An 18,956-nucleotide genomic window follows, 5' to 3' on the forward strand; every position below is an offset into this window, starting at 1 on the left:
AACCAGCAGGGCGCTTTTTGTAAATAAAAAAAGTGTTTGGGTCAAAGAAATTTTCCATTTGCGTAAGATATTAACTTTGGTATAGTCTTGTAACTTTAGAAAGTAATAAAAGAAGCTTCTCAAAGTTTGAAAAACTACTGAGAAGCTTTTTTATAACTTATTAATAAATACGTCTTACTTTCTATGGATTCGGTGAAGCACCCATATGTTCTAATTTGTGAACCTATTTCTTAAAGTATTTATAAACACCGGTTTTTAACTTAATTTTAATGAAGTCTTCAAGTCTAGCCGCCCAAGAGTCAGCCATGTTCTCTGGATTAAAGACTGCTGCACCATTCCGAACCTTAATCCATTTCTTCGTGTCTTCATCTTGAAAATAGCCGGTAATCGATGTCGACAATGGATGAAATGGGTCGCGAGAAGAATAAATCGTCCCATGAAAAATATAGCTTTCACCATACTGGTCATGAATCCAATCATCATGGACATTTAGAAGCCAGAGACTTCCTTTATCCATTTTCCCCACCAATTTCGCTCTTTTTTCCAAAACATATTGCATAGAAACTCCCCCCTTTTAGCGGACTAGAACCTTGACTAAACCAATACCTCATTAAGAATCGGAATTGCGTTAACAACATGCCTTTGAATGGCAAGCTCTTCTGGAGAGAACCCTAATGCCAGCCCGATCAGCTGCGGCAAGTGAAGAATTGGCATCGTAATATCTTCACCAAAGCCTTTCTGTGCATCCGGCTGATAAGCATCAAGCTGCATTTGGCACAAAGGACATGGGGTAACAATACAGTCGGCACCTTGCGCCTTAGGTGATAAGCAATTCTTTCCTGTAAGATCCATTACTTCCCGTTCGGCTGGAAAAACAGCATGGAATCCGCAGCAGGCAAGACGCTGATCAAAATCAACACTTTCTGCACCCAATACACTAGCAACCATTTCCATTGACTGTGGGTTCATATGGTTCTCAAACCCCATGATATTTGGCGGCATCAGGATGTGACAGCCATAAAAGTTGGCTACCTTTAAGCCCGTCAACGGACGTTTCACCTTCGCCCTTAGATTTTCTAAACCATAGTCTTGGATTAATGCCCAAAGTAAATGAGTGACTTCAACGGTTCCTTTATACTCCATTCCCGCCCGGTTAAGACCTTCATTCACCTTGGAACGCATCTTTTCATTTTTATCCATTTTCAACTTGGCCGTACGAAGCATTAAGGTACACGTATTACAAACGGTGATAAGTTTATCCACCTTTAGCTCTTCTGCCAAAGCAATATTTCGGGCATTGATGGATGTGGCTAAAAGGTCATCGACATCCTGAATATGACTCGCGCCGCAGCAAGTCCAGCCGTTCAGTTCAATTAATTCGATTCCTAGAGCCGCAGCTACTTTTTTCGTAGAAATCATCAGCTCTTCTGCTGCAGACTCGAGCGTACATCCTGGGAAAAATGCGTATCTCATGATTCACTTACCTCCTGTGCAAACTTATAAAGTTCTCTGACACCCTTAATCCCTTCTACTTCTTTTGGTATATGGAATGGATTTATTTTTCCTTTCCGAATCATCCTTAGGGCAAATGGTACCTTGGTCATCGCAGTTGTGATTAAACCATCTGTTTTGACCGGGAGCATGACTTCATTTAAACGGCCTTTTTTCTTAACGTCATCATGAAATGCAAAGGCATGCTTTGCACCTTGGTTTCGTACCTCCCCCATCTTAATCGTTTCTTGGCGAAGATAAGAAATTTGCTCGGTTAACGGAATTCCCTTTGGACATTTCGTCACACATTGCATGCAATGCAGGCATTTCCATAATTCATTTTCAAAAGCCGGCATAATATGCTCTTGTGGGGCAGCGTCCCTTGAATCGACGGCAAAGCGGTAGGCCCGGTTTAGGATAAATGGATCTAAATACGTACCATCATTGACTGCTAGCTGATTACATTCAGAAGTACAAATTCCGCACAGGATACAATCCGTTGGGGCTGCAATCTGATGAAAGTCTTCTTCACTCTGAATAAATCCATCTTCTTTGCTGCCTTTCTCAGAAGGAATAATCCACGGCTTGACTTTCTCCATTTTCTCCATTTTAGGCTCCCAAGCGACAGCTAAGTCCTTGATAACTTCAAAGTTATTTAATGGATCAAATACTAGCCGATTCGTCTGGAACGTCTCGAGCACCTCATCCAGTGAGGTTTTACAAACTAAAAATGCATTATCATTGATTCTGATTGCGCAGCTTCCACAAATGGCATGCCGGCAAGCGGATGTAAACGCGAGAGTTGGATCAAGCTGTTCCCGAATGGTGGTTAAAACCCATAAAATGGTTTTTCCTTTTTCAAATGGCAGTTCATAATCCTGATACCATTCTCTTTCGCCATCAAATCTCTTAATTGTAAAATATAGGTTAGTATACATTAGTATTTTCGCTCCTCCGGCTGATATTTCGTAATTTTCACCGGGCTATATTCCAAACGGTATTGGTCCCCATCCTGATAAATCATTGTATGTTTAAGGAAGTTAGCATCATCACGAGTCGGGTAATCTGCACGAGAATGAGAACCCCTGCTTTCTTTACGGTTCAGCGCTCCCATGGAAATGGCTTTAGCCAGCTTCAAGATATTTCCGATTTCTACGTAATTAATAAAGGCCATATTATACTGTTCAGAGGAATCTCCAATCATAGCTTCTTTATATTCTTCCAGAAGCTCGGACACTTTTCGATAAGCCTTTTCCATATCACTTTCCGTTCTAAAAATACCTACATTATTCCACATCGTTTCCGCAAGCTCATCGCGAATCTTGAACATATTAATACCCGTTTTTTTCTGACGGATGCTGTTGAACTTCTCCACCCACACTTCTGTATCACGCAGCAACTTTTCCGTAGAAGTAAACGAACGACGCTTCGCACTTTCCTTTGCACCCAATCCAGCGTACTTTCCAAAGAGTACAACGTCGGCCACGGAATTGCCTCCAAGCCGGTTGGCCCCATGAATCGAGACACTGCAGCATTCGCCTGCAGCATGAATGCCTTCAATCGGCGTACTGCAAGTCCTAAAGTCACTGATGTGAATTCCGCCCATCGTATAATGGCAGCTCGGACGAATCGGAACCGGTTCTTTAACCAAATCGACACCTTCAAAATCCAACGCCAGTTCCCTAACCTGTGGCAGGCGCTCCATAATTTTCTTTTCGCCTAAATGGCGAAGGTCCATCAGTACATAGGAGCCCATTCCTTCACCAAAACCGCGACCTTCTTTAATTTCGGTCTCAATCGATCTTGACACTAGGTCACGCGGACCAAGCTCCATTTTTTCCGGAGCATAGCGAGCCATAAAACGCTCGCCATCCTTATTGATTAAATAGCCGCCTTCTCCGCGGCAGGCTTCTGATAAAAGAACACCCGTAGATGCTAGACCGGTTGGGTGGAATTGCACAAATTCCGGGTCCTTCAATGGAATTCCTGCATTAAAGCAGGCTGCGGTTCCGTCACCTGTCATATTTATAGCATTCGTGGTTCGGCTCCAATACACACGGCCAAAGCCGCCGGTGGCAATCACAACAGATTTTGCTTGTATCGCATGGATTTCACCGCTGCGAATATCCATTGCGACAATTCCTTCAAAATTGCCATTTTCCACAGAAAGGGACAACAGGTACCAATCGTTGTGGAACTGGACGCCATTTTTCAAACATTGTTCATAAAGGGCGTGCAGGATAACGTGTCCAGTTTTATCTGCTGAATAGCAAGTCCTTGGGCTGGAAGCACCGCCAAATGGCCTCTGGGCAATCCGGCCATTCTCATCTCTTGAAAAAGGAACACCAAAATAATCGAGTTCAGAAATTACCTTTGGCATATTTGTGGTGAAAAATTCAACCGCATCCTGGTCGGCTAAAAAGTCACTGCCCTTGACCGTATCGCGAAAATGACTTTCAGGAGAATCCTTGGCATCCCGATAGCCCATTGCTGCGTTAATTCCACCTTGTGCCGCTCCCGTGTGGGAACGTGTTGGGAAAATTTTTGAAAGGCAAGCGACGCGTAGGTTTTTGTCCTCACTGGCGGAGAGGGCTGCCATCATACCAGCCCCACCCGCTCCTACAATTACGACATCATAGCTTAGCATGGTTGTTTCTCCTCGATTCATGTTTTAATCTACTATTCTATATTTCTCTACTCCAAATTTGTATAAATCGTTTCCTTCACTGTCCACTGCGACAATGCAAGGGTAATCTGTCACTTCCATGCGGCGGATCGCCTCTGGGCCTAGTTCTTCATAGGCAACAATATCTACTTTTTTAATCGTATCGGCAATCAGGGCTGCCGCACCGCCAATGGCCGCAAAGTAAACGGCTCCGTTTTTTTTCATCGATTCAATCACTTCTTGGCTTCTAGGGCCTTTACCAATCATGCCCTTTAAGCCTTGGTCGAGCATTTGCGGAGAGAAAGCATCCATCCGCCCGCTTGTCGTCGGGCCGCAGGAACCAATTACCTTTCCCGGTTTAGCAGGAGTCGGTCCAGCGTAATAAATGACTTGTCCTTCGACATCGATCGGAAGAGGCTGATTCTCTTTCAAGGCATCAACCATATTTTTATGAGCAGCATCTCTTGCTGAGTAGATGACGCCGGTGATCGATACTTGGTCGCCTGCCCGTAAGTCTTTAATTTGTTCATATGTTAATGGTGTAGTCAATTTTTTAATCGTTGTCATGTTCTGCACCCCTTATAAAATGGCTTCTTTATGACGTGCTGCATGGCAGTTTAATGTTACACAGACAGGCATCATGGCAATATGAGTTGGATATGTTTCAATATGAACAGCAAGAGCCGTTACCTTTCCGCCAAAGCCTTGAGGTCCAATACCGAGCTTGTTAATCCGCTCCAAGAGCTCCGCTTCCATCTCTGCATAAGCTGGATTAGGATTCGGTTCACCTGCTTTTCTTGCCAATGCTTTTTTCGCGAGTAACGTACATTTGTCCATAGTACCGCCGATGCCGACTCCGACAATGACCGGTGGACAAGGGTTTCCCCCAGCTTGTGTGATCGAGTTGACGATAAAGTCTTTCACGCCCTCTACTCCCTCAGCTGGCTTGCACATTTTAACGGCTCCCATATTCTCGCTCCCTGCGCCTTTGGGAAGCACCTCAAGCTTTACTTTGTCCCCTGGGACAATATCCACATGAATGACTGCAGGCGTATTATCTCCTGTGTTTTTGCGGTCAAACACCGGATCTTTTACTACCGACTTACGCAGGTAGCCTTCCTCATATCCCTGACGAACTCCTTCATTGATAGCGGCTTTTAAATCACCATCAACAATCCGTGCATCTTGGCCAACCTCAACGAATACGACGGTTATGCCGGTATCCTGGCACATAGGGGCATGTTCGTCACGCGCTAATTTTACATTTTTTAAAATCTTTTCTAAGCTATATTTACCAAACTGTGATTCTTCTTTTTCCAGACCTGCCGCAATTAGAGCTTCTACATCCTCCGGAAGGTCACAAGCCGCTTGCATACAAAGTTCTTTTACTGTTTTGGTAATTAATTTCGCTGATATTTCTCGCATTGCGTTCTCCTCCTGTTATCTTAGCAACCTTTTTTTCTTCACTTTCATCTATATATTGAAGGTTAATCGATCCGCATTTTGTACAGACCAAGTATGGAATCCATAACTCATAATTATCATCAGCTCTATGGTAAAGTTCGAGCGATTGCCGTGTCTCTAAGCTTTCAAAGCAACAAGTTGATCTAATGTTCTTCTCCCCCTCCAACACTGCTTTACCAAAGACCTAATACTTTCCACCACAGTCCGCCGACGCCTAACCAGACGACAATATGAATGATGGAAATAATGAATCCAAGCGACCACCATTTATTTTGGGACACATATCCGCTTCCGAAAAATACCGGTGCCGGCCCGCAGCTATAATGAGTGATACAGCCAAATAAGTTGCTAAATACACCTAACACTAAAGCCGATACAACCGGCGGTGCTCCAGCTGCAACTAATACCGCAAGGAAAGCAGAGTACATCGCACTGACGTGGGCGGTGTTGCTGGCAAAGAAATAATGAGAGTAAAAATAGACAACAGACAGAATAATTAATGTCCACATCCACGGCATACCGTCTACGGCACCTTGCATGGTTTCACTAAACCATGGAATTAATCCTAATTCGTTTAGGAAACTTGCCATCATAACAAGGACAGAGAACCAAATTAACGTATCCCAAGCTCCTTCTTCTTTTTTAATATCCGACCAAGAAAGGACTTGTGTGACGAGCAGTGCTCCTAAACCAATAAAGGCCGTTGTAGTTGCACTGATGTTTAAGTTGGCTCCAAAAATCCAAAGCGCTAAGATCAAGAGGAATACCCCGATCATGTAGTACTCTTCTTTTTTCAATGGACCCATTTCTTTTAATTTCTTTTCTGCCATTTGCGGTGCTTGTGGTGTTTCTTTAATTTCTGGCGGATATAGCTTATAAATCACATAAGGGATTAAGATTAAGCTAAGTAGACCAGGGACGATGGCTGCTGTTGCCCAGCCCATCCAGCTGATGTGCTTTCCTGTAATATCTCCGGCAATTTGGGCTGCCAAAGGGTTAGCCGCCATCGCGGTTAGGAACATAGCTGAAGTAATCATGTCACCTTGGAAAGCAACCTTAGTTAGAAATGCTCCCACTTTTCTTTCCGTTCCGTCTCCTACCTTTGAACCGTAGGCCACGGATAGAGAGCGGATGATTGGGAGAAGGATGCCGCCCGCACGAGCGGTGTTCGATGGCATAGCCGGTGATAAAATTAAGTCGCTGGCAATCAGTGAATACGATAATCCAAGCGTTCTTTTCCCGAACTTTTTAACAAACATATAAGCAACCCTTGTACCCAATCCTGTTTTAATAAATCCTCGTGAAATGAAAAAGGCGATGACAATTAACCAAATCGTTGTATTTTGAAACCCGCTAAGTGACTGCTCGATCGTAAGTGTCTTTGTTAGGACGGTCGCCATTAAGGCTAAAATCGAAACACTTCCCATTGGCAGCGGCTTGATTATTAAGCCGACAATCGTCGCCACGAATATCGCCAGTAAGTGCCATGCTTGGTCTGACAAGCCATGCGGCGGATGAATGAACCAAATAATCGCTCCAATTCCCACGGTTATTAATAATGGAACTAGTTTTACCTCTGCAGGAAGCTTTTCTTTTACTTGAATTTTTTTCTGTTGCTGCTGTAATTTCGAAATAGGAATAGCCATCATTTCAACTCCTTTTTGGTTTAAAATGCTTTGTTCACAAATTGTTCAATATTGTGAATTCCTTCACAAACATCTTTAATAAAATAACTGCTAATCCAAGATTAGAAGTTTCCTATAAAGCGGCTGAACTGTACGGATATAAAATTTTTAACCATCCCCCGTCGCCTATATTATTCTTAAATCTGTAATTCAAGAATAATAGATTTGGCAGACTGTTTATAGTTTATGGAAGTTGTTAAAAACTTATGTAACTAAAGTTCTTAACGTTATCTCATATAAGTAAAAAAGCAGTACCTCCATTCGAAAGGGAGATACTGCTTTGGAATTTTTATCATTTAATACACACCTTTTCATTGCACTTTAAACATTTTTCACTAAGCGGCCGGGCAGCCATTATTTTTCCGGCATCAGTTGTCATCCTGTGCATATACACTGGACGACCAACTGCGCCATATTCAATTTCCGTTTCCAGAACTTGAATGTCCGCTAGAAAATGGACATATTTTCTCATTGAAACTCTTGATATGCCAGTTTTACTGGCAAGCTCCTCTGTTGAGCAAGTGCCCCTGCCCATTTTGATGACCTGTTTCCACACTTTACAAAGTGTGTCTTTTGTCAACCCTTTTGGTAGCTCATAAGCCTCTGAAACCAATTGTTCTTTATGAAGTAATAATTGGTCTAAATCCGTTTGATTAAGCTGATCCTGATCATCCATCACTCTTTGTTCTTTTTGATAGGTAATGAGTGCAGACTGGAATCTCTCAAACTCAAACGGTTTAATTAGATAGTCTACTGCACCAAATCGGAGCCCTTTCTTGATGCTTTCCTTGTCGCAAGAAGCAGTAATAACGATGACGTCCATTTCGCTTCCTAAGCCGCGGATTTTCGACATTAAATTCCAGCCATTTTCTCCCGGCATATGAATATCCAGCAGAAGCAATTCAACTTCTTTCTTTTCCAGGATAAATAGGGCAGCTTCTATAGTTCCAGCCATTCCAACAAGCTCAAATCCCTCGATTTGTTCTAAATAACGGCGATTGATTTCGGCTACCATCGGATCATCTTCTACTATAACCGTTTTAATCATAACTCCTGCTCCTTTCCCTCCAATGAAATCGTTATATGAATTGTCGTTCCCAGTTGGTGTTCGGATGAAATCGTCATTTTTCCATTTAACTTCTTAATCGTTTCAAAGACCAAATAAAGTCCTATTCCTCGGTTATCTCCCTTTGTGGAAAAGCCTTTTTCAAGTACCTGCTCTTGAACTTCCCTATTCATTCCCATTCCTGTGTCAGAAACTATGATTGATAGTTGATTGTTTTCAACCGGACGCACCTCTACCTCCACCTTTTTCTCTTTGCAGCCCTGTAAGGAATCTATTGCATTATCAATTAGGTTTCCTAGGATGGTGACTAAATCTTGTATAACATCATTATTATTTGATTTTGGAATATAGCTATTTTCTGTGACCTTAAGCTGTGCTCCATTTTCCCTCGCATAACTGGCTTTACCAATGATAAATCCTGCAATAACAGGGTCTTTGATTCGTTTCGATAAATAGCCAACCTCGGTTTGAAAGGAGTGAGAGATTTGTTTTACGTAATCAGTCAGCTTATCATAAATTTTCATTGTGACCAATCCTTGGATGACATGGAGCTTATTCATGAATTCATGCGTTTGTGCCCTTAGTGCCTCCGCATATTCTCTTGCTCCTGTAAGCTGTTCAGCCAATTGTTTGATTTCTGTTTTGTCACGAAAAGTGGCTACAGCCCCAGTGATTTGCTGATTTACGTAAATGGGCACAATATTGGCAACAATGACAATACCCCGAAACGAGTATTCTTTATCAAGTAATTTTTCTCCGCCGCTTATCAATGAGGACAACTGAAACTGAGGCATCACCTGTCCTATTTCCATTCCAATTGGATCGTTATAAATTCCCATTAACTTTATTAATCTGGAAGCCTCCTTATTGAGGAGTGTGATTCTTGAGGATTGATCAACTGCGATAATCCCCTCACGTGCATACTCCAAGATTGCACTCCTTTGCTCGAGTTGATGGGCTATTTCTACTGGTTCCATTCCAAATAATATTTTCTTCACCTTATTTGCTAAAACAATCGCACTAATTAAACCAATGAAAATTCCTAATATCATGCTGAAAAAGATCACTCTTGTACTCTTTGCGACTTGCCGCTCCACATCGTCTATTAAAATACCTACCAAAATAGCTCCTATTTGCTTGCCGTTTTGATTGTATACTGGAGTAAAATATCGTAACGATTTTCCTAATGTTCCCTTGGCAATTGATATATGTTCATGACCTTTAAAAACTTCCCCTGCATCACCGCCTGCATATTTCTTGCCAATTTTACTTAGCAGGGGATGGGACTTTCTAATTCCATTCATGTCTAGGACAACAAGGAAAGAAACACTTGCTGCCTTCTGCATTTTCTCCGCATATTGTTGGATGGCTGGATCACTTATTTTCCCGCTTAGTCCATTGACAAAAACCGGAGAAAGTGCAGCTGTTTTAGATACCACCTTTGCTTTTTCTTCTATATTTGCGATGATGGTTTGCTCAAAATTTCTCTGTATAAAATAATTCGTTACTAATAAACATAGAATACTTACCCCACATACTAGAAACGTGATTTTATAACGCAGGGGGAGGTTTAATTTTAACTTCATAAGAAATGGCTCCCTTTAATTTATATGACTTTCCTTTATTGTAATGGTGTTAAAGGAGTATAGGTGTTTCAATATTGTGAAGGCGAAAACTACTTAATCATCCAACAATAAAAATGTGCAAAAAGAAAAGGCCTCCCAACAGTTTTACAAACTGATGGAAGACCTTCTCCAATTATTATTTTGCTTTTGTCATTTAATTCCTAGCTAAATTCAATACAGTGCGATAATTGCTATCATCGTACCCTAACAATATTATTATTTTTTCTAGCCAGGGTAAAGGAAACTGTGAAATTGGAGCAAGTGAAAAGAGTAAAGGATGGAAAAGGATTTCAACCTCTATAAGTAGCTTGTAATTAGTTAATGAAATTCCAGTATCAAGTCTCCTTGTTTATTTTCAAGACTTTTTGGAACGTTAATAATCCGTTGATTTGAACTTCCTTTATAACATAAAGATAGGTCTCGCTTCGTTAAATTAAATCTCCCATCAACTAATACATCAATATGTTCAAGCAGTGCAGCATGATCATGATTTTTCAATAATTCCTCATACAAATAGCCTGTATAACACCAAATATTCTTTCCTTCTTGTTTCAATTTATTTGCCAAGGGAGCAATTTCCTTTGCTTGCAGAAAAGGTTCGCCGCCGCTGAAGGTTACGTCAGAAAGTTCATTTTGCAGGATTTCTACAAAAACCTCTGTTTCTGTCCATTCGTTTCCATTACTATAGTTCCATGAATCTGGATTCTGACAGCCATTGCAGTGATGAGGACAACCAGCAAAAAAAATCACCGTTCTCAATCCTACCCCATCAACAATGGAGTCATGAAGGATGTTTAATATTCTCATCTAAGCTCCTTGTTAGACTGTTTAGGATGTTTGACACTCGCTACCTGATGTTTCAATCGATCACGTTCCTCATTCTGCTTGCTTAAATTCCATCTATCCAATGAACCTACTAAGTATCCAGTAATTCTTCTAATCCGTTCAATCTTTGTTTCATCATCATTTTCACATTTCGGACATTCATTATCAATGATTCCTTGAAAACCGCATTTAGTGCATCGATCTACAGGATGATTAATACTTCCGTATCCAATCCCATATTTTTGCATAGCTCGAACTAATGTATCGAGTGCATCAATATTACGGGATGCATTGCCATCCACTTCAATATATGTGATGTGCCCAGCATTCGTTAAATTATGGAAAGGAGCTTCGATTTTGATTTTATCAATAGCACGAATCGAATAATAAACTGGCACGTGGAAGCTATTTGTAAAATACTCCCGATCTGTTACACCTTGTATTACTCCGTGTTTAGCTCTCGCTGCCCTTAGCGCTTTTCCGGCATAAGATTCCGCAGGAGTAGCTAATAAAGAATAGTTTAAGCCATAATCTATTATAGCTTGGTCCATTTTCGACCGTAAGTATTGGATGATATCATATCCTAACTTGAAGGATGCTTCACTTTCACCATGATGTTTACCGGTTAATTGCACAAGTGCTTCTGATAAGCCAACAAAGCCAACAGAAAGCGTCCCTTGTTTAAGGATTTCAGTTAATTTTTCTTGGGGATCTAATTCTTCCCCATTCCACCAAACCCCTTGCCCATATAGAAACTTAAAATGTGAGGGTGTCCTCGAAGCTTGGTAGAGATAGCGTTCATATAGTTGTTTAATACAAAGATCTGTATACTTTTCTAGTTTTACTTTGAAATCGTCTAATGAGTCAGATTCAATTGCAAGTAGTGGAAGGTTGATTGTTGTAAAAGAAAGATTTCCTCTTCCCACTGACGTTTCCTTTCCATTTACATTCCCAATCACACGTGTCCGACATCCCATCGTCGCAATCTCTGATCCTGGTGTTCCATCATAGTATTGTAGGTTAAAAGGCGCATCAACAAATACGTAGTTTGGAAATAATCTTATCGCTGTTGTTTCTAATGATAAGCGATACAAATCATAATTTGGATCTACTTCGTTAAAGTTTACGCCTGCTTTTATTTTAAAAACGATGATAGGGAAAATAGGTGTTTCACCATTTCCTAATCCTTTTTGTGTAGCTAGGAGAAGATTTCGTGTAACCATTCTTCCTTCCTTCGATGTGTCCGTTCCAAGATTAATTGAAATAAAAGGTGTTTGGCCACCGCCGCGTGAATGCATGGAGTTACTGTTATGTACAAATGCCTCACATGCTTGAAATACATCTTTATCGGTTAAATCCCAAGCTTTATTTACCAAATATTCTTCCCTAACACCTACAGCCAACTCTTTAACTAACTCTAGCTTTCTTTTAAATGTCATCCGAACATAGGGAGCAAGATCGTAATCGAAACATGGAATGGATTGTCCACCATGCTGCATATTTTGATTAGCCTGGATAATAATACTTGTTAATGCCATTGCACTCCCAATGGATTTTGGCTGCCTCATATGTCCATGCCCTGTATCAAATCCATTCTTTAATAGTTTAGATAATTGAATCTGGCAACAGGTTGTTGTTCCACTGGCATAAAAATCCAGATCGTGAATATGAATATAACCATTTAAATAGGCCTGCTTTATATCCTCTGATAAAAGATTTTCTACGGTATATTGTTTTGCTGATGCAGAGGCAAACAGCCCCATCATACCCATGGGGGACAATCCATCTACATTCGCATTTTCTTGAACTAGATCTTGATTACTGCTGTTAACGATTTCATCAAATTGTTCTAACAACTTGTCCATTTTTTCCACTACCGTTTCTGATTATTGTTTAATCTAAATAAGTGTAAATCTATCGAACAACTCTACTTTATTTTTTACCCGTTTCGTATAAATCACGACCGAACCACAGTTTTAATCCGTTTTCCTTCCCTTTGCGCAAAAAAATCCACCCAGGGAACCTGAGCGGATAGATGAAACGATAACATCACAAAGAATCATGGAGAATTACATTCTTCTTTTGGCCACCATTTCATCTTCTCAAGTCCCCGAAGAAGTTGAAACAATCAAAATAAGACAGGTCTCCTGACTCATGCGTCCTCCTACTTTAAACCCTTCCCATATAAGCACCTAAAACTAAGCTATCTTATACAGTGGTCATTTATTTCGTCAGCATTTACAGTTGCGGGGGCAGTTCCGGCTTCCCACCGGATTCCCTATTAAGCGATTATCGCATCTTATTCTCAGACAAATACTATATATAGTTTTTTATATAAACACAGACATCAATATGTAGTAATTACTATATATAATAGTAAATGATACTTTTTTATTTTACAAGTATAATATTTTTATTCATTTTATCTCTAATCACTTTTTCGTATCCTTTTGATACGCAAATTTTAAAAACACAAAAAACCACTCCTAATTTTTTTATTGGAAGTGGTTTTTGCTATTGCCTTATATTTCGTTTATGGTAGTTTCCAAGCTACATTATAGTCATCATATCCACCATAGTACTGCCAAATTTCTGCCTTTTCGTTTGTTCCAGGGAAATTAAGCCAATCTGAATTGCTTGTTGTCAAATTTGTAGGAATGTCACTCGGATAATAAGCGACCCAATAAGCCCCTGGAGTGCTTGGTGAAAAGTCCCCCATTGTGCGTTCCCAGCTCCCTGGAGATGAATAGGTACCAGGTTTAACACCTTGTCCATATTGATTTAGATAATCCACAAATGCGTTATAAATCATTTGATTATTTGCATAGTCATAGTCTTTCATACCGGTTAGAGCCGGTTCTACATCAACAAAGATAACAGGTCTAACTTTTGAACCATATACACTTTTCATAGTTTCATAGGCTTGTAATGCTAATTTGGCCTGATGTACACCCCAATCGCTTGCCGACATTTCTGATGGCGCAGTTTGCATACCGGATAAAAACCAGTAACCGTAAACATAGGTAGCATCCTGTGCTCTAGCGCTACTGAAATAAATTGCACCGCCTGTACTTGCATCAAATTGCACATTGTTCCCAAAGCCTAACTTCCCTATATAAAAATCCTGTCCTTCAGGATTCGCTAATGTAGCGGAATCTGATCCGAAAAAATATTCCTCTGTAGCATCCGTTTCGTTCAATTCTGCCACTGAAGGATTAGAAAGGTCATTTGGGTTTTCGGAAGTTTCATTATATTCTGCTACTGGTGTTTCGGAAAAGATGGCAGAGTTTTCTGAGGCATTCTCTTTAGCTGTTTCACTGGCATGTATACTTGCCTGTGATTTTCCGATACTACCTTTTTCCTTATGTTGACTCTCAGCTTTTACTTCTTTATCCTGAGCAGGAACTTCAGGTTGCACGGGAGACTCAAGTTGTACAGAATCCGTATCTTGTGCAGGAACTGCAGGGTTTCCTTTTACATTAGCATGTACATTTACGGAACTGTTTGCTTGCGCAGCTTGAACAGGCTCCACTTTGGCTTTATCAATTTCAGCCGCCGCAGTAAAAGGGCCTCCTGCCATAAGTCCAAATGACAATACTCCAGTTAATACAAAAGATTTAATAAGTTTATATGGTTTAGAATAATGTTTCATTTCCAATTTTGCTCCTTTATTTATCGTTACCTGTGGCTAAGTTAACAGTAAACGTTAAGTAAAAAGGAGCTGCTATTGGTGGTGGTGAAGGTGGAGCATTCACCCATTGATTATTCAACCATGTATGCTGAGAGAGATAAGATTGGACAAGCTGGATTTCATAATATGGATTCCATACAAACCATTTATCTAGAAAACTTATAGTATTTAATCCCTGACTGCCCCGGTCATTTGATGGTCCCCCGTTAGTGCCCGTCCGCTGAGTTAGGGTCGGCACCTCACTGACCTTTGGAATCTTTTCCTCAGCTGATGGGATACCACTCTTTTCTAGTGACTCCTGCAAAAGGGGTTCAGAACGACTTTCCTTTTTGACTACTGATAAAACTGTGTCCTTCCCTTGAGGTTCAAAACTTGCAGGGGAGACTTGTTTTTTTACTTCAGTTTCAGAATTATGTAAAGAATCTAAATCAGAATTTCCAGACCCATTTTTAGGAGTCGGCGTATTCTTTTCTAATCCATTATTATGTTCCTGAACAGCTGACACTTTTTCAGGATCGCGAGCCTCATTAACGGCCTTTTCAGTCTTATTTAAAGCAGACTGCACATGACCTTTTGCCTGATCATGCAAATTTTGTGATGCTGCAGCTGACTTTTGGGAAGCTGGATTGTTAGGAGGGACTTTAGATTGCTGCTGCTTAATCCCACCTTGATTTTTCATAGAGGGATTAGATGCCATCACAGCTTCTTTTTTGGCGGGAACGTCTGGTTTCACAGCTGATGGTCCCACCATAGCTTCTTCCTTGGCCGGCACATCTGGTTTCACAGCTGCGGGTCCCACTATAGCTTCTTCCTTGGCCGGAACGTCTGATTTTACTGCTGCGTTATCAATTCCCACTGAAGGACTAACTTGTCCAGGAGCTTTTTGAGAATTCTGCAGTCCAATAAGTTCGTTCTCTTCAGCAAAGACATTGCCCGGTAAAAACATGGCGGCTCCAACAATTAGACCTGATATAAATAAATGCCGTATGTTCATTATTTCACCCCCTTCCAAAAAGGCAGGGCATCATAACCCACATAGACATTATTCTACATTACTATTATTTTTTTTGTCGATTTTTCGTTTCTTTAACAAAGAAAGAGTTCTTTTAACCTAAGCTGATTCTATAATGGATGAATCAAATCTACTTAAACAAATGGGCTTTACTCACATACAACTGAGGAAATCGAAACTATTAGGTCAAGGTAATCTCTAAGAAATATATGACTGCCAATACGAACGAAAAGGCCACCCATCAGTTTAGTAAACTGATGAAAGACCTTTTCATTTGAACGGTTTTCCATTGTCCAAAATATCCTTATCCGAGGACACGAGCACAAACAAAACCGAAATATTGAATTAAACGTTGATGCAATAAGGTTTTTAACCCCTTATTACATCATGCCGCCCGTAAGGTGAGAGTGTGTAATATCTTTAACATTGTGTACGAAAAGTGCGGTATTTCAAGGTTATGCTAATTTCTGTCTGTAACATCTTTAACGATATTTAACCGTTTTTTATTGGATTGCGTTAGCAAAATGTTAACATTCAACTCAAAAACCCTTATATATCAAGGGATTGCTCAAATAACCATTGATTACATGTCCTTAACAGGCTGAGAGCCAGCCAAGCTTGACGTGAATGCTCTAATAAAGCATTGTGATCCAGCTTTATCTAAATATAAAATGACTCTGCATATCATAACCAATCATATCACTGAATTGCAAGATCAATCCACTGCCACTTGTAAAGCCTATTTTCAAGCATTTCATGAACATCCAAATAAATTTTGGGATCATAAATTGACTTTAGGAGGGGAATATCATTTTCTTTACTAAATGAGAATGAAGTGTGGAAAATTACAGGAATTACTATGACAGCTAAATGAGGATCAGGGAATCTAAATCTCTTCGCTGAGTAATTATCCATTATATTGATAAGATTTTTACAAAAAAAGCCTTACGAAAACAAAAATTGTTTTCGTAAGGCTTTTTCATCAATATTAATTACACCAACATGGACCTACAAGTTGTAATGAAGACCAAGGTTAACAAAAATGATACATCTAAATATATTGAACATCATAAAAATCGTTTTTTACATCCAATTCCGATGCAGCTTTTTCATCTAAAAATACTGTACAGTTAGGGTGCAGCTGTAAAAGTGAAGCAGGACATTGTGTTGTAACTGGACCTTCTAAGGCTTGTTTCATAATCTTAGATTTTTCTTTCCCTAAGGCCATAAATAGAATCGATTTTGAGCGAAGTATGCTTGCTACTCCCATGGTAATAGCATGTGTTGGTACTTCATCGAAGGAAGAAAAAGCCGGGGAGTTCACCCTCCTGGTTTCTTCCGTTAACTTAACAATATGCGTATGTGGTGAAAGTGCAGCACTTGGTTCATTAAAACCAATATGCCCATTTAACCCGATGCCTAAAATTTGTACGTCAAATTTGCCGGCTTGAGCAAGGATATGATTATATCTTATACACTCCTGTTCTGGAGAAGCTATATTACCATGGGGAATATTGATATGCTCTTCTTTTAAGTTCAAATGGTCAATCAAATGCTTCCTCATAAACGAATAAAAGGAAGAAGGATGGCTTTTCGGTAATCCTAGATATTCATCGAGATTGTATGTTCTTACATTTGTAAAATCAACTTCTCCTGATTGAAAAAGAGAAACAAGGGATTGATAGATTCCAATAGGAGTGTTCCCCGTTGCCAGGCCTATTTTCGCATTATTCTTTTCCTTTATACATTTTGAAAGTAAACCTGCACAATAATCATTAAGTGTTTTAATAGATTGAGATATGATTAATTCCATTACTTTTCATATCCTTAAATTTTTTTATTTTCTCACAAAGTTCACGGGAACGATTTACAATTTCAGAGTAATCACCTTTTTTAGAACTCTTTATTAATGAACTACCTAAGCCAACTGCAACAGCGCCAGCTTCAAGCCACTGTTCAACATTATCAACTGTTACTCCTCCAGTAGGCATCAGTTGAGCTTGGGGAAGGGGTCCTTTTATTGATTTAATCGTGCTCATTTCAAACGCTTCTCCAGGGAATAATTTCAAAATATCTACTCCCTGCTCTAATGCTTGTAACGATTCTTTTATAGTCATGACTCCAGGCATATAGGGAATCCGGTAACGATTACAAATTCTTGCTGTCTCATCATTCAAATAAGGGCTGACAATAAATTCAGCACCAGATAGCATTGCGATTCTTGCTGTCTCTGAATCAAGAACACTTCCTGCACCAATTACAATATTACTATCTTTATATTTATCTACTAATCTTTCAATTACACGTGTTGCTTGCGGAACTGTAAAGGTAACTTCGATAATGGATACTCCACCTTCAATACAAGCCTCCGAAATATCAAATGCCTCTTGAGACGTTTCTGCCCTAATAATTGCAACTACCTTTTTTGCGATTATTTCTTTTAATATAGCTTCTTTCGTTGCCATGCCTTTACCTCCAAGCTTTTTAATTCCTAAGTGAGTTTGCAATTTGTACTAATCTGTTAAATTTATTTTCATCCAAATTTATTTGGAATACTTCAGCAATGACTTGGGACCACCCATGGATAAAGTAAATCCAACCATCTTCAACATGTAAACGCATTTCATTTCTTTGCTCATTTGCCTGGTGCAAAAATAGTAAATCACCACGATAATTGAGTTCCCACACAAAATTATTTTTTGGAAATTGACAACCGTTTGAAAGTGGAGAGCCTGGACGGTCTTTTCCTAATCCTGTTGCATTTACAATTAATGAATGCTCTTTTACTTTTGCTAGGATCTTATCATTGTCTTCGGCCGTTTGGGCTAAAAGATATTCTATATTTGCATCTGGATTAATTTTATTTATAATATCCTTCATTGAATCAAGTCTAGGTTGGCTTCTATTACTTACATATATTTTGCTAGGAATGTTTTCCCCATTTTCGGAATTTAATAAATACGCAGCAATAGCAATTGCGCTACCTCCAGCGCCCATAATGAACACTTCTCCACGGTATTCCTTCCAATAATTCTCAGGAATGAAAGCCTCTAATGATAATCCACTTGTAATTGGGTCCTTTGCAAATCCTCTGAATTGTCCATCCTTCTTAGAAATACAAGATAATTCATGGAAATTTACCGCATAAGGATCCAGGTAATCAAAATGATGTGATGCCGCTTCATAAAGGTCAATTTTATGGGTAGTAACCAGTGCACCTAGCGATAATTCATCATCTTTTAGAAACCTTGTTACTTGTTGATATTCTGTTTTATCTGCATGAATCGGAATGTCAATACCTTTAATGTCAGCGTCGATTCCCATTTCCTTGGCCCATAAAGGAAATAGTTTCATTATGGACGATTGCTGTGTCGTAACACCAATAAAATAAAAAGTTGGTTTTTCTGCTTTCACAAGTTTCATTTCTTCGCC

Annotated in this window: 17 protein-coding genes and 1 riboswitch; all 17 genes read right to left on the reverse strand. The window is 39.8% G+C overall.

Translation table 11 applies throughout. The features are described 5' to 3' along the window. Positions 1–223: 223 nt before the first annotated feature. Complete coding sequence (locus ABC255_RS28595; RefSeq protein WP_412998706.1) at positions 224–559, reverse strand: molecular chaperone GrpE; 336 nt, start codon at positions 557–559, stop codon at positions 224–226. 35 nt (positions 560–594) lie between these two features. Next, on the reverse strand, positions 595–1,473 hold the full coding sequence (locus tag ABC255_RS28600; RefSeq protein WP_412998707.1) for a CoB--CoM heterodisulfide reductase iron-sulfur subunit B family protein: 879 nt from the start codon (positions 1,471–1,473) through the stop codon (positions 595–597). After that, entirely contained in the window at positions 1,470–2,429 is a 960-nt protein-coding gene (locus tag ABC255_RS28605; RefSeq protein WP_412998708.1) for a succinate dehydrogenase/fumarate reductase iron-sulfur subunit, read from the reverse strand. Before ABC255_RS28605 ends, ABC255_RS28600 begins: the two co-directional genes overlap by 4 nt. After that, positions 2,429–4,138 carry an FAD-binding protein gene (locus tag ABC255_RS28610; protein WP_412998709.1) on the reverse strand — a complete coding sequence of 570 codons (1,710 nt, stop codon included), beginning with the start codon at positions 4,136–4,138 and terminating at the stop codon, positions 2,429–2,431. Before ABC255_RS28610 ends, ABC255_RS28605 begins: the two co-directional genes overlap by 1 nt. A gap of 24 nt (positions 4,139–4,162) precedes the next feature. Continuing rightward, a complete protein-coding gene (locus tag ABC255_RS28615) occupies positions 4,163–4,723 on the reverse strand; it encodes a Fe-S-containing hydro-lyase (protein WP_412998710.1) in 561 nt (186 codons plus the stop codon). A 12-nt stretch (positions 4,724–4,735) separates the two neighbouring features. Continuing rightward, positions 4,736–5,581, reverse strand: coding sequence for a fumarate hydratase (locus ABC255_RS28620; RefSeq protein WP_412998711.1), 846 nt, complete (start codon positions 5,579–5,581; stop codon positions 4,736–4,738). Between the two features lie 212 nt (positions 5,582–5,793). Then, positions 5,794–7,266 (reverse strand): anion permease, encoded by a 1,473-nt coding sequence (locus tag ABC255_RS28625; protein WP_412998712.1) that lies wholly within the window; start codon positions 7,264–7,266, stop codon positions 5,794–5,796. Between the two features lie 331 nt (positions 7,267–7,597). Continuing rightward, positions 7,598–8,353, reverse strand: a complete 756-nt coding sequence (locus ABC255_RS28630; protein ID WP_412998713.1) for a response regulator — start codon at positions 8,351–8,353, stop codon at positions 7,598–7,600. Continuing rightward, on the reverse strand, positions 8,350–9,957 hold the full coding sequence (dcuS, locus tag ABC255_RS28635) for a DcuS/MalK family sensor histidine kinase (RefSeq protein ID WP_412998714.1): 1,608 nt from the start codon (positions 9,955–9,957) through the stop codon (positions 8,350–8,352). Before dcuS ends, ABC255_RS28630 begins: the two co-directional genes overlap by 4 nt. A 357-nt stretch (positions 9,958–10,314) precedes the next feature. Next, the gene (nrdG, locus tag ABC255_RS28640) at positions 10,315–10,803 is read right to left on the reverse strand and encodes an anaerobic ribonucleoside-triphosphate reductase activating protein (protein ID WP_412998715.1); all 489 of its coding nucleotides are present in this window, start codon (positions 10,801–10,803) and stop codon (positions 10,315–10,317) included. After that, entirely contained in the window at positions 10,800–12,686 is a 1,887-nt protein-coding gene (locus tag ABC255_RS28645) for an anaerobic ribonucleoside triphosphate reductase (RefSeq protein WP_412998716.1), read from the reverse strand. Before ABC255_RS28645 ends, nrdG begins: the two co-directional genes overlap by 4 nt. Before the next feature lie 255 nt (positions 12,687–12,941). Beyond that, positions 12,942–13,138, reverse strand: a riboswitch (cobalamin riboswitch). A 216-nt stretch (positions 13,139–13,354) separates the two neighbouring features. Then, a complete protein-coding gene (locus tag ABC255_RS28650; RefSeq protein WP_412998717.1) occupies positions 13,355–14,473 on the reverse strand; it encodes a hypothetical protein in 1,119 nt (372 codons plus the stop codon). Positions 14,474–14,489: 16 nt separating this feature from the next. Further along, positions 14,490–15,506 carry a hypothetical protein gene (locus ABC255_RS28655; protein WP_412998718.1) on the reverse strand — a complete coding sequence of 339 codons (1,017 nt, stop codon included), beginning with the start codon at positions 15,504–15,506 and terminating at the stop codon, positions 14,490–14,492. Positions 15,507–16,223: 717 nt separating this feature from the next. Next, the gene (locus tag ABC255_RS28660) at positions 16,224–16,439 is read right to left on the reverse strand and encodes a hypothetical protein (RefSeq protein WP_412998719.1); all 216 of its coding nucleotides are present in this window, start codon (positions 16,437–16,439) and stop codon (positions 16,224–16,226) included. Between the two features lie 136 nt (positions 16,440–16,575). After that, positions 16,576–17,337 (reverse strand): glucosamine-6-phosphate deaminase, encoded by a 762-nt coding sequence (nagB, locus tag ABC255_RS28665; RefSeq protein WP_412998720.1) that lies wholly within the window; start codon positions 17,335–17,337, stop codon positions 16,576–16,578. Continuing rightward, a complete protein-coding gene (locus ABC255_RS28670; protein WP_412998721.1) occupies positions 17,309–17,989 on the reverse strand; it encodes a bifunctional 2-keto-4-hydroxyglutarate aldolase/2-keto-3-deoxy-6-phosphogluconate aldolase in 681 nt (226 codons plus the stop codon). The genes nagB and ABC255_RS28670 overlap by 29 nt, the downstream gene beginning before the upstream one ends. Before the next feature lie 19 nt (positions 17,990–18,008). Beyond that, positions 18,009–18,947, reverse strand: coding sequence for a shikimate dehydrogenase (locus ABC255_RS28675; protein WP_412998722.1), 939 nt, complete (start codon positions 18,945–18,947; stop codon positions 18,009–18,011). Positions 18,948–18,956 lie beyond the last annotated feature (9 nt).

The organism is Neobacillus canaveralius (genome assembly GCF_047237705.1).
In the GTDB taxonomy this organism is placed as follows: domain Bacteria; phylum Bacillota; class Bacilli; order Bacillales; family Cytobacillaceae; genus Neobacillus; species Neobacillus niacini_K.

Coding starts and splice junctions, on each gene's coding strand:
- ABC255_RS28615 (WP_412998710.1), bottom strand. CDS start 4,723: ATGACAACGATTAAAAAATTGACTACACCATTAACATATGAACAAATT.
- ABC255_RS28600 (WP_412998707.1), bottom strand. CDS start 1,473: ATGAGATACGCATTTTTCCCAGGATGTACGCTCGAGTCTGCAGCAGAA.
- ABC255_RS28645 (WP_412998716.1), bottom strand. CDS start 12,686: ATGGACAAGTTGTTAGAACAATTTGATGAAATCGTTAACAGCAGTAAT.
- ABC255_RS28670 (WP_412998721.1), bottom strand. CDS start 17,989: ATGGCAACGAAAGAAGCTATATTAAAAGAAATAATCGCAAAAAAGGTA.
- ABC255_RS28650 (WP_412998717.1), bottom strand. CDS start 14,473: ATGAAACATTATTCTAAACCATATAAACTTATTAAATCTTTTGTATTA.
- dcuS (WP_412998714.1), bottom strand. CDS start 9,957: ATGAAGTTAAAATTAAACCTCCCCCTGCGTTATAAAATCACGTTTCTA.
- ABC255_RS28675 (WP_412998722.1), bottom strand. CDS start 18,947: ATGAAACTTGTGAAAGCAGAAAAACCAACTTTTTATTTTATTGGTGTT.
- ABC255_RS28625 (WP_412998712.1), bottom strand. CDS start 7,266: ATGGCTATTCCTATTTCGAAATTACAGCAGCAACAGAAAAAAATTCAA.
- ABC255_RS28655 (WP_412998718.1), bottom strand. CDS start 15,506: ATGAACATACGGCATTTATTTATATCAGGTCTAATTGTTGGAGCCGCC.
- ABC255_RS28605 (WP_412998708.1), bottom strand. CDS start 2,429: ATGTATACTAACCTATATTTTACAATTAAGAGATTTGATGGCGAAAGA.
- ABC255_RS28660 (WP_412998719.1), bottom strand. CDS start 16,439: ATGGATAATTACTCAGCGAAGAGATTTAGATTCCCTGATCCTCATTTA.
- ABC255_RS28595 (WP_412998706.1), bottom strand. CDS start 559: ATGCAATATGTTTTGGAAAAAAGAGCGAAATTGGTGGGGAAAATGGAT.
- ABC255_RS28630 (WP_412998713.1), bottom strand. CDS start 8,353: ATGATTAAAACGGTTATAGTAGAAGATGATCCGATGGTAGCCGAAATC.
- nagB (WP_412998720.1), bottom strand. CDS start 17,337: ATGGAATTAATCATATCTCAATCTATTAAAACACTTAATGATTATTGT.
- ABC255_RS28610 (WP_412998709.1), bottom strand. CDS start 4,138: ATGCTAAGCTATGATGTCGTAATTGTAGGAGCGGGTGGGGCTGGTATG.
- nrdG (WP_412998715.1), bottom strand. CDS start 10,803: ATGAGAATATTAAACATCCTTCATGACTCCATTGTTGATGGGGTAGGA.
- ABC255_RS28620 (WP_412998711.1), bottom strand. CDS start 5,581: ATGCGAGAAATATCAGCGAAATTAATTACCAAAACAGTAAAAGAACTT.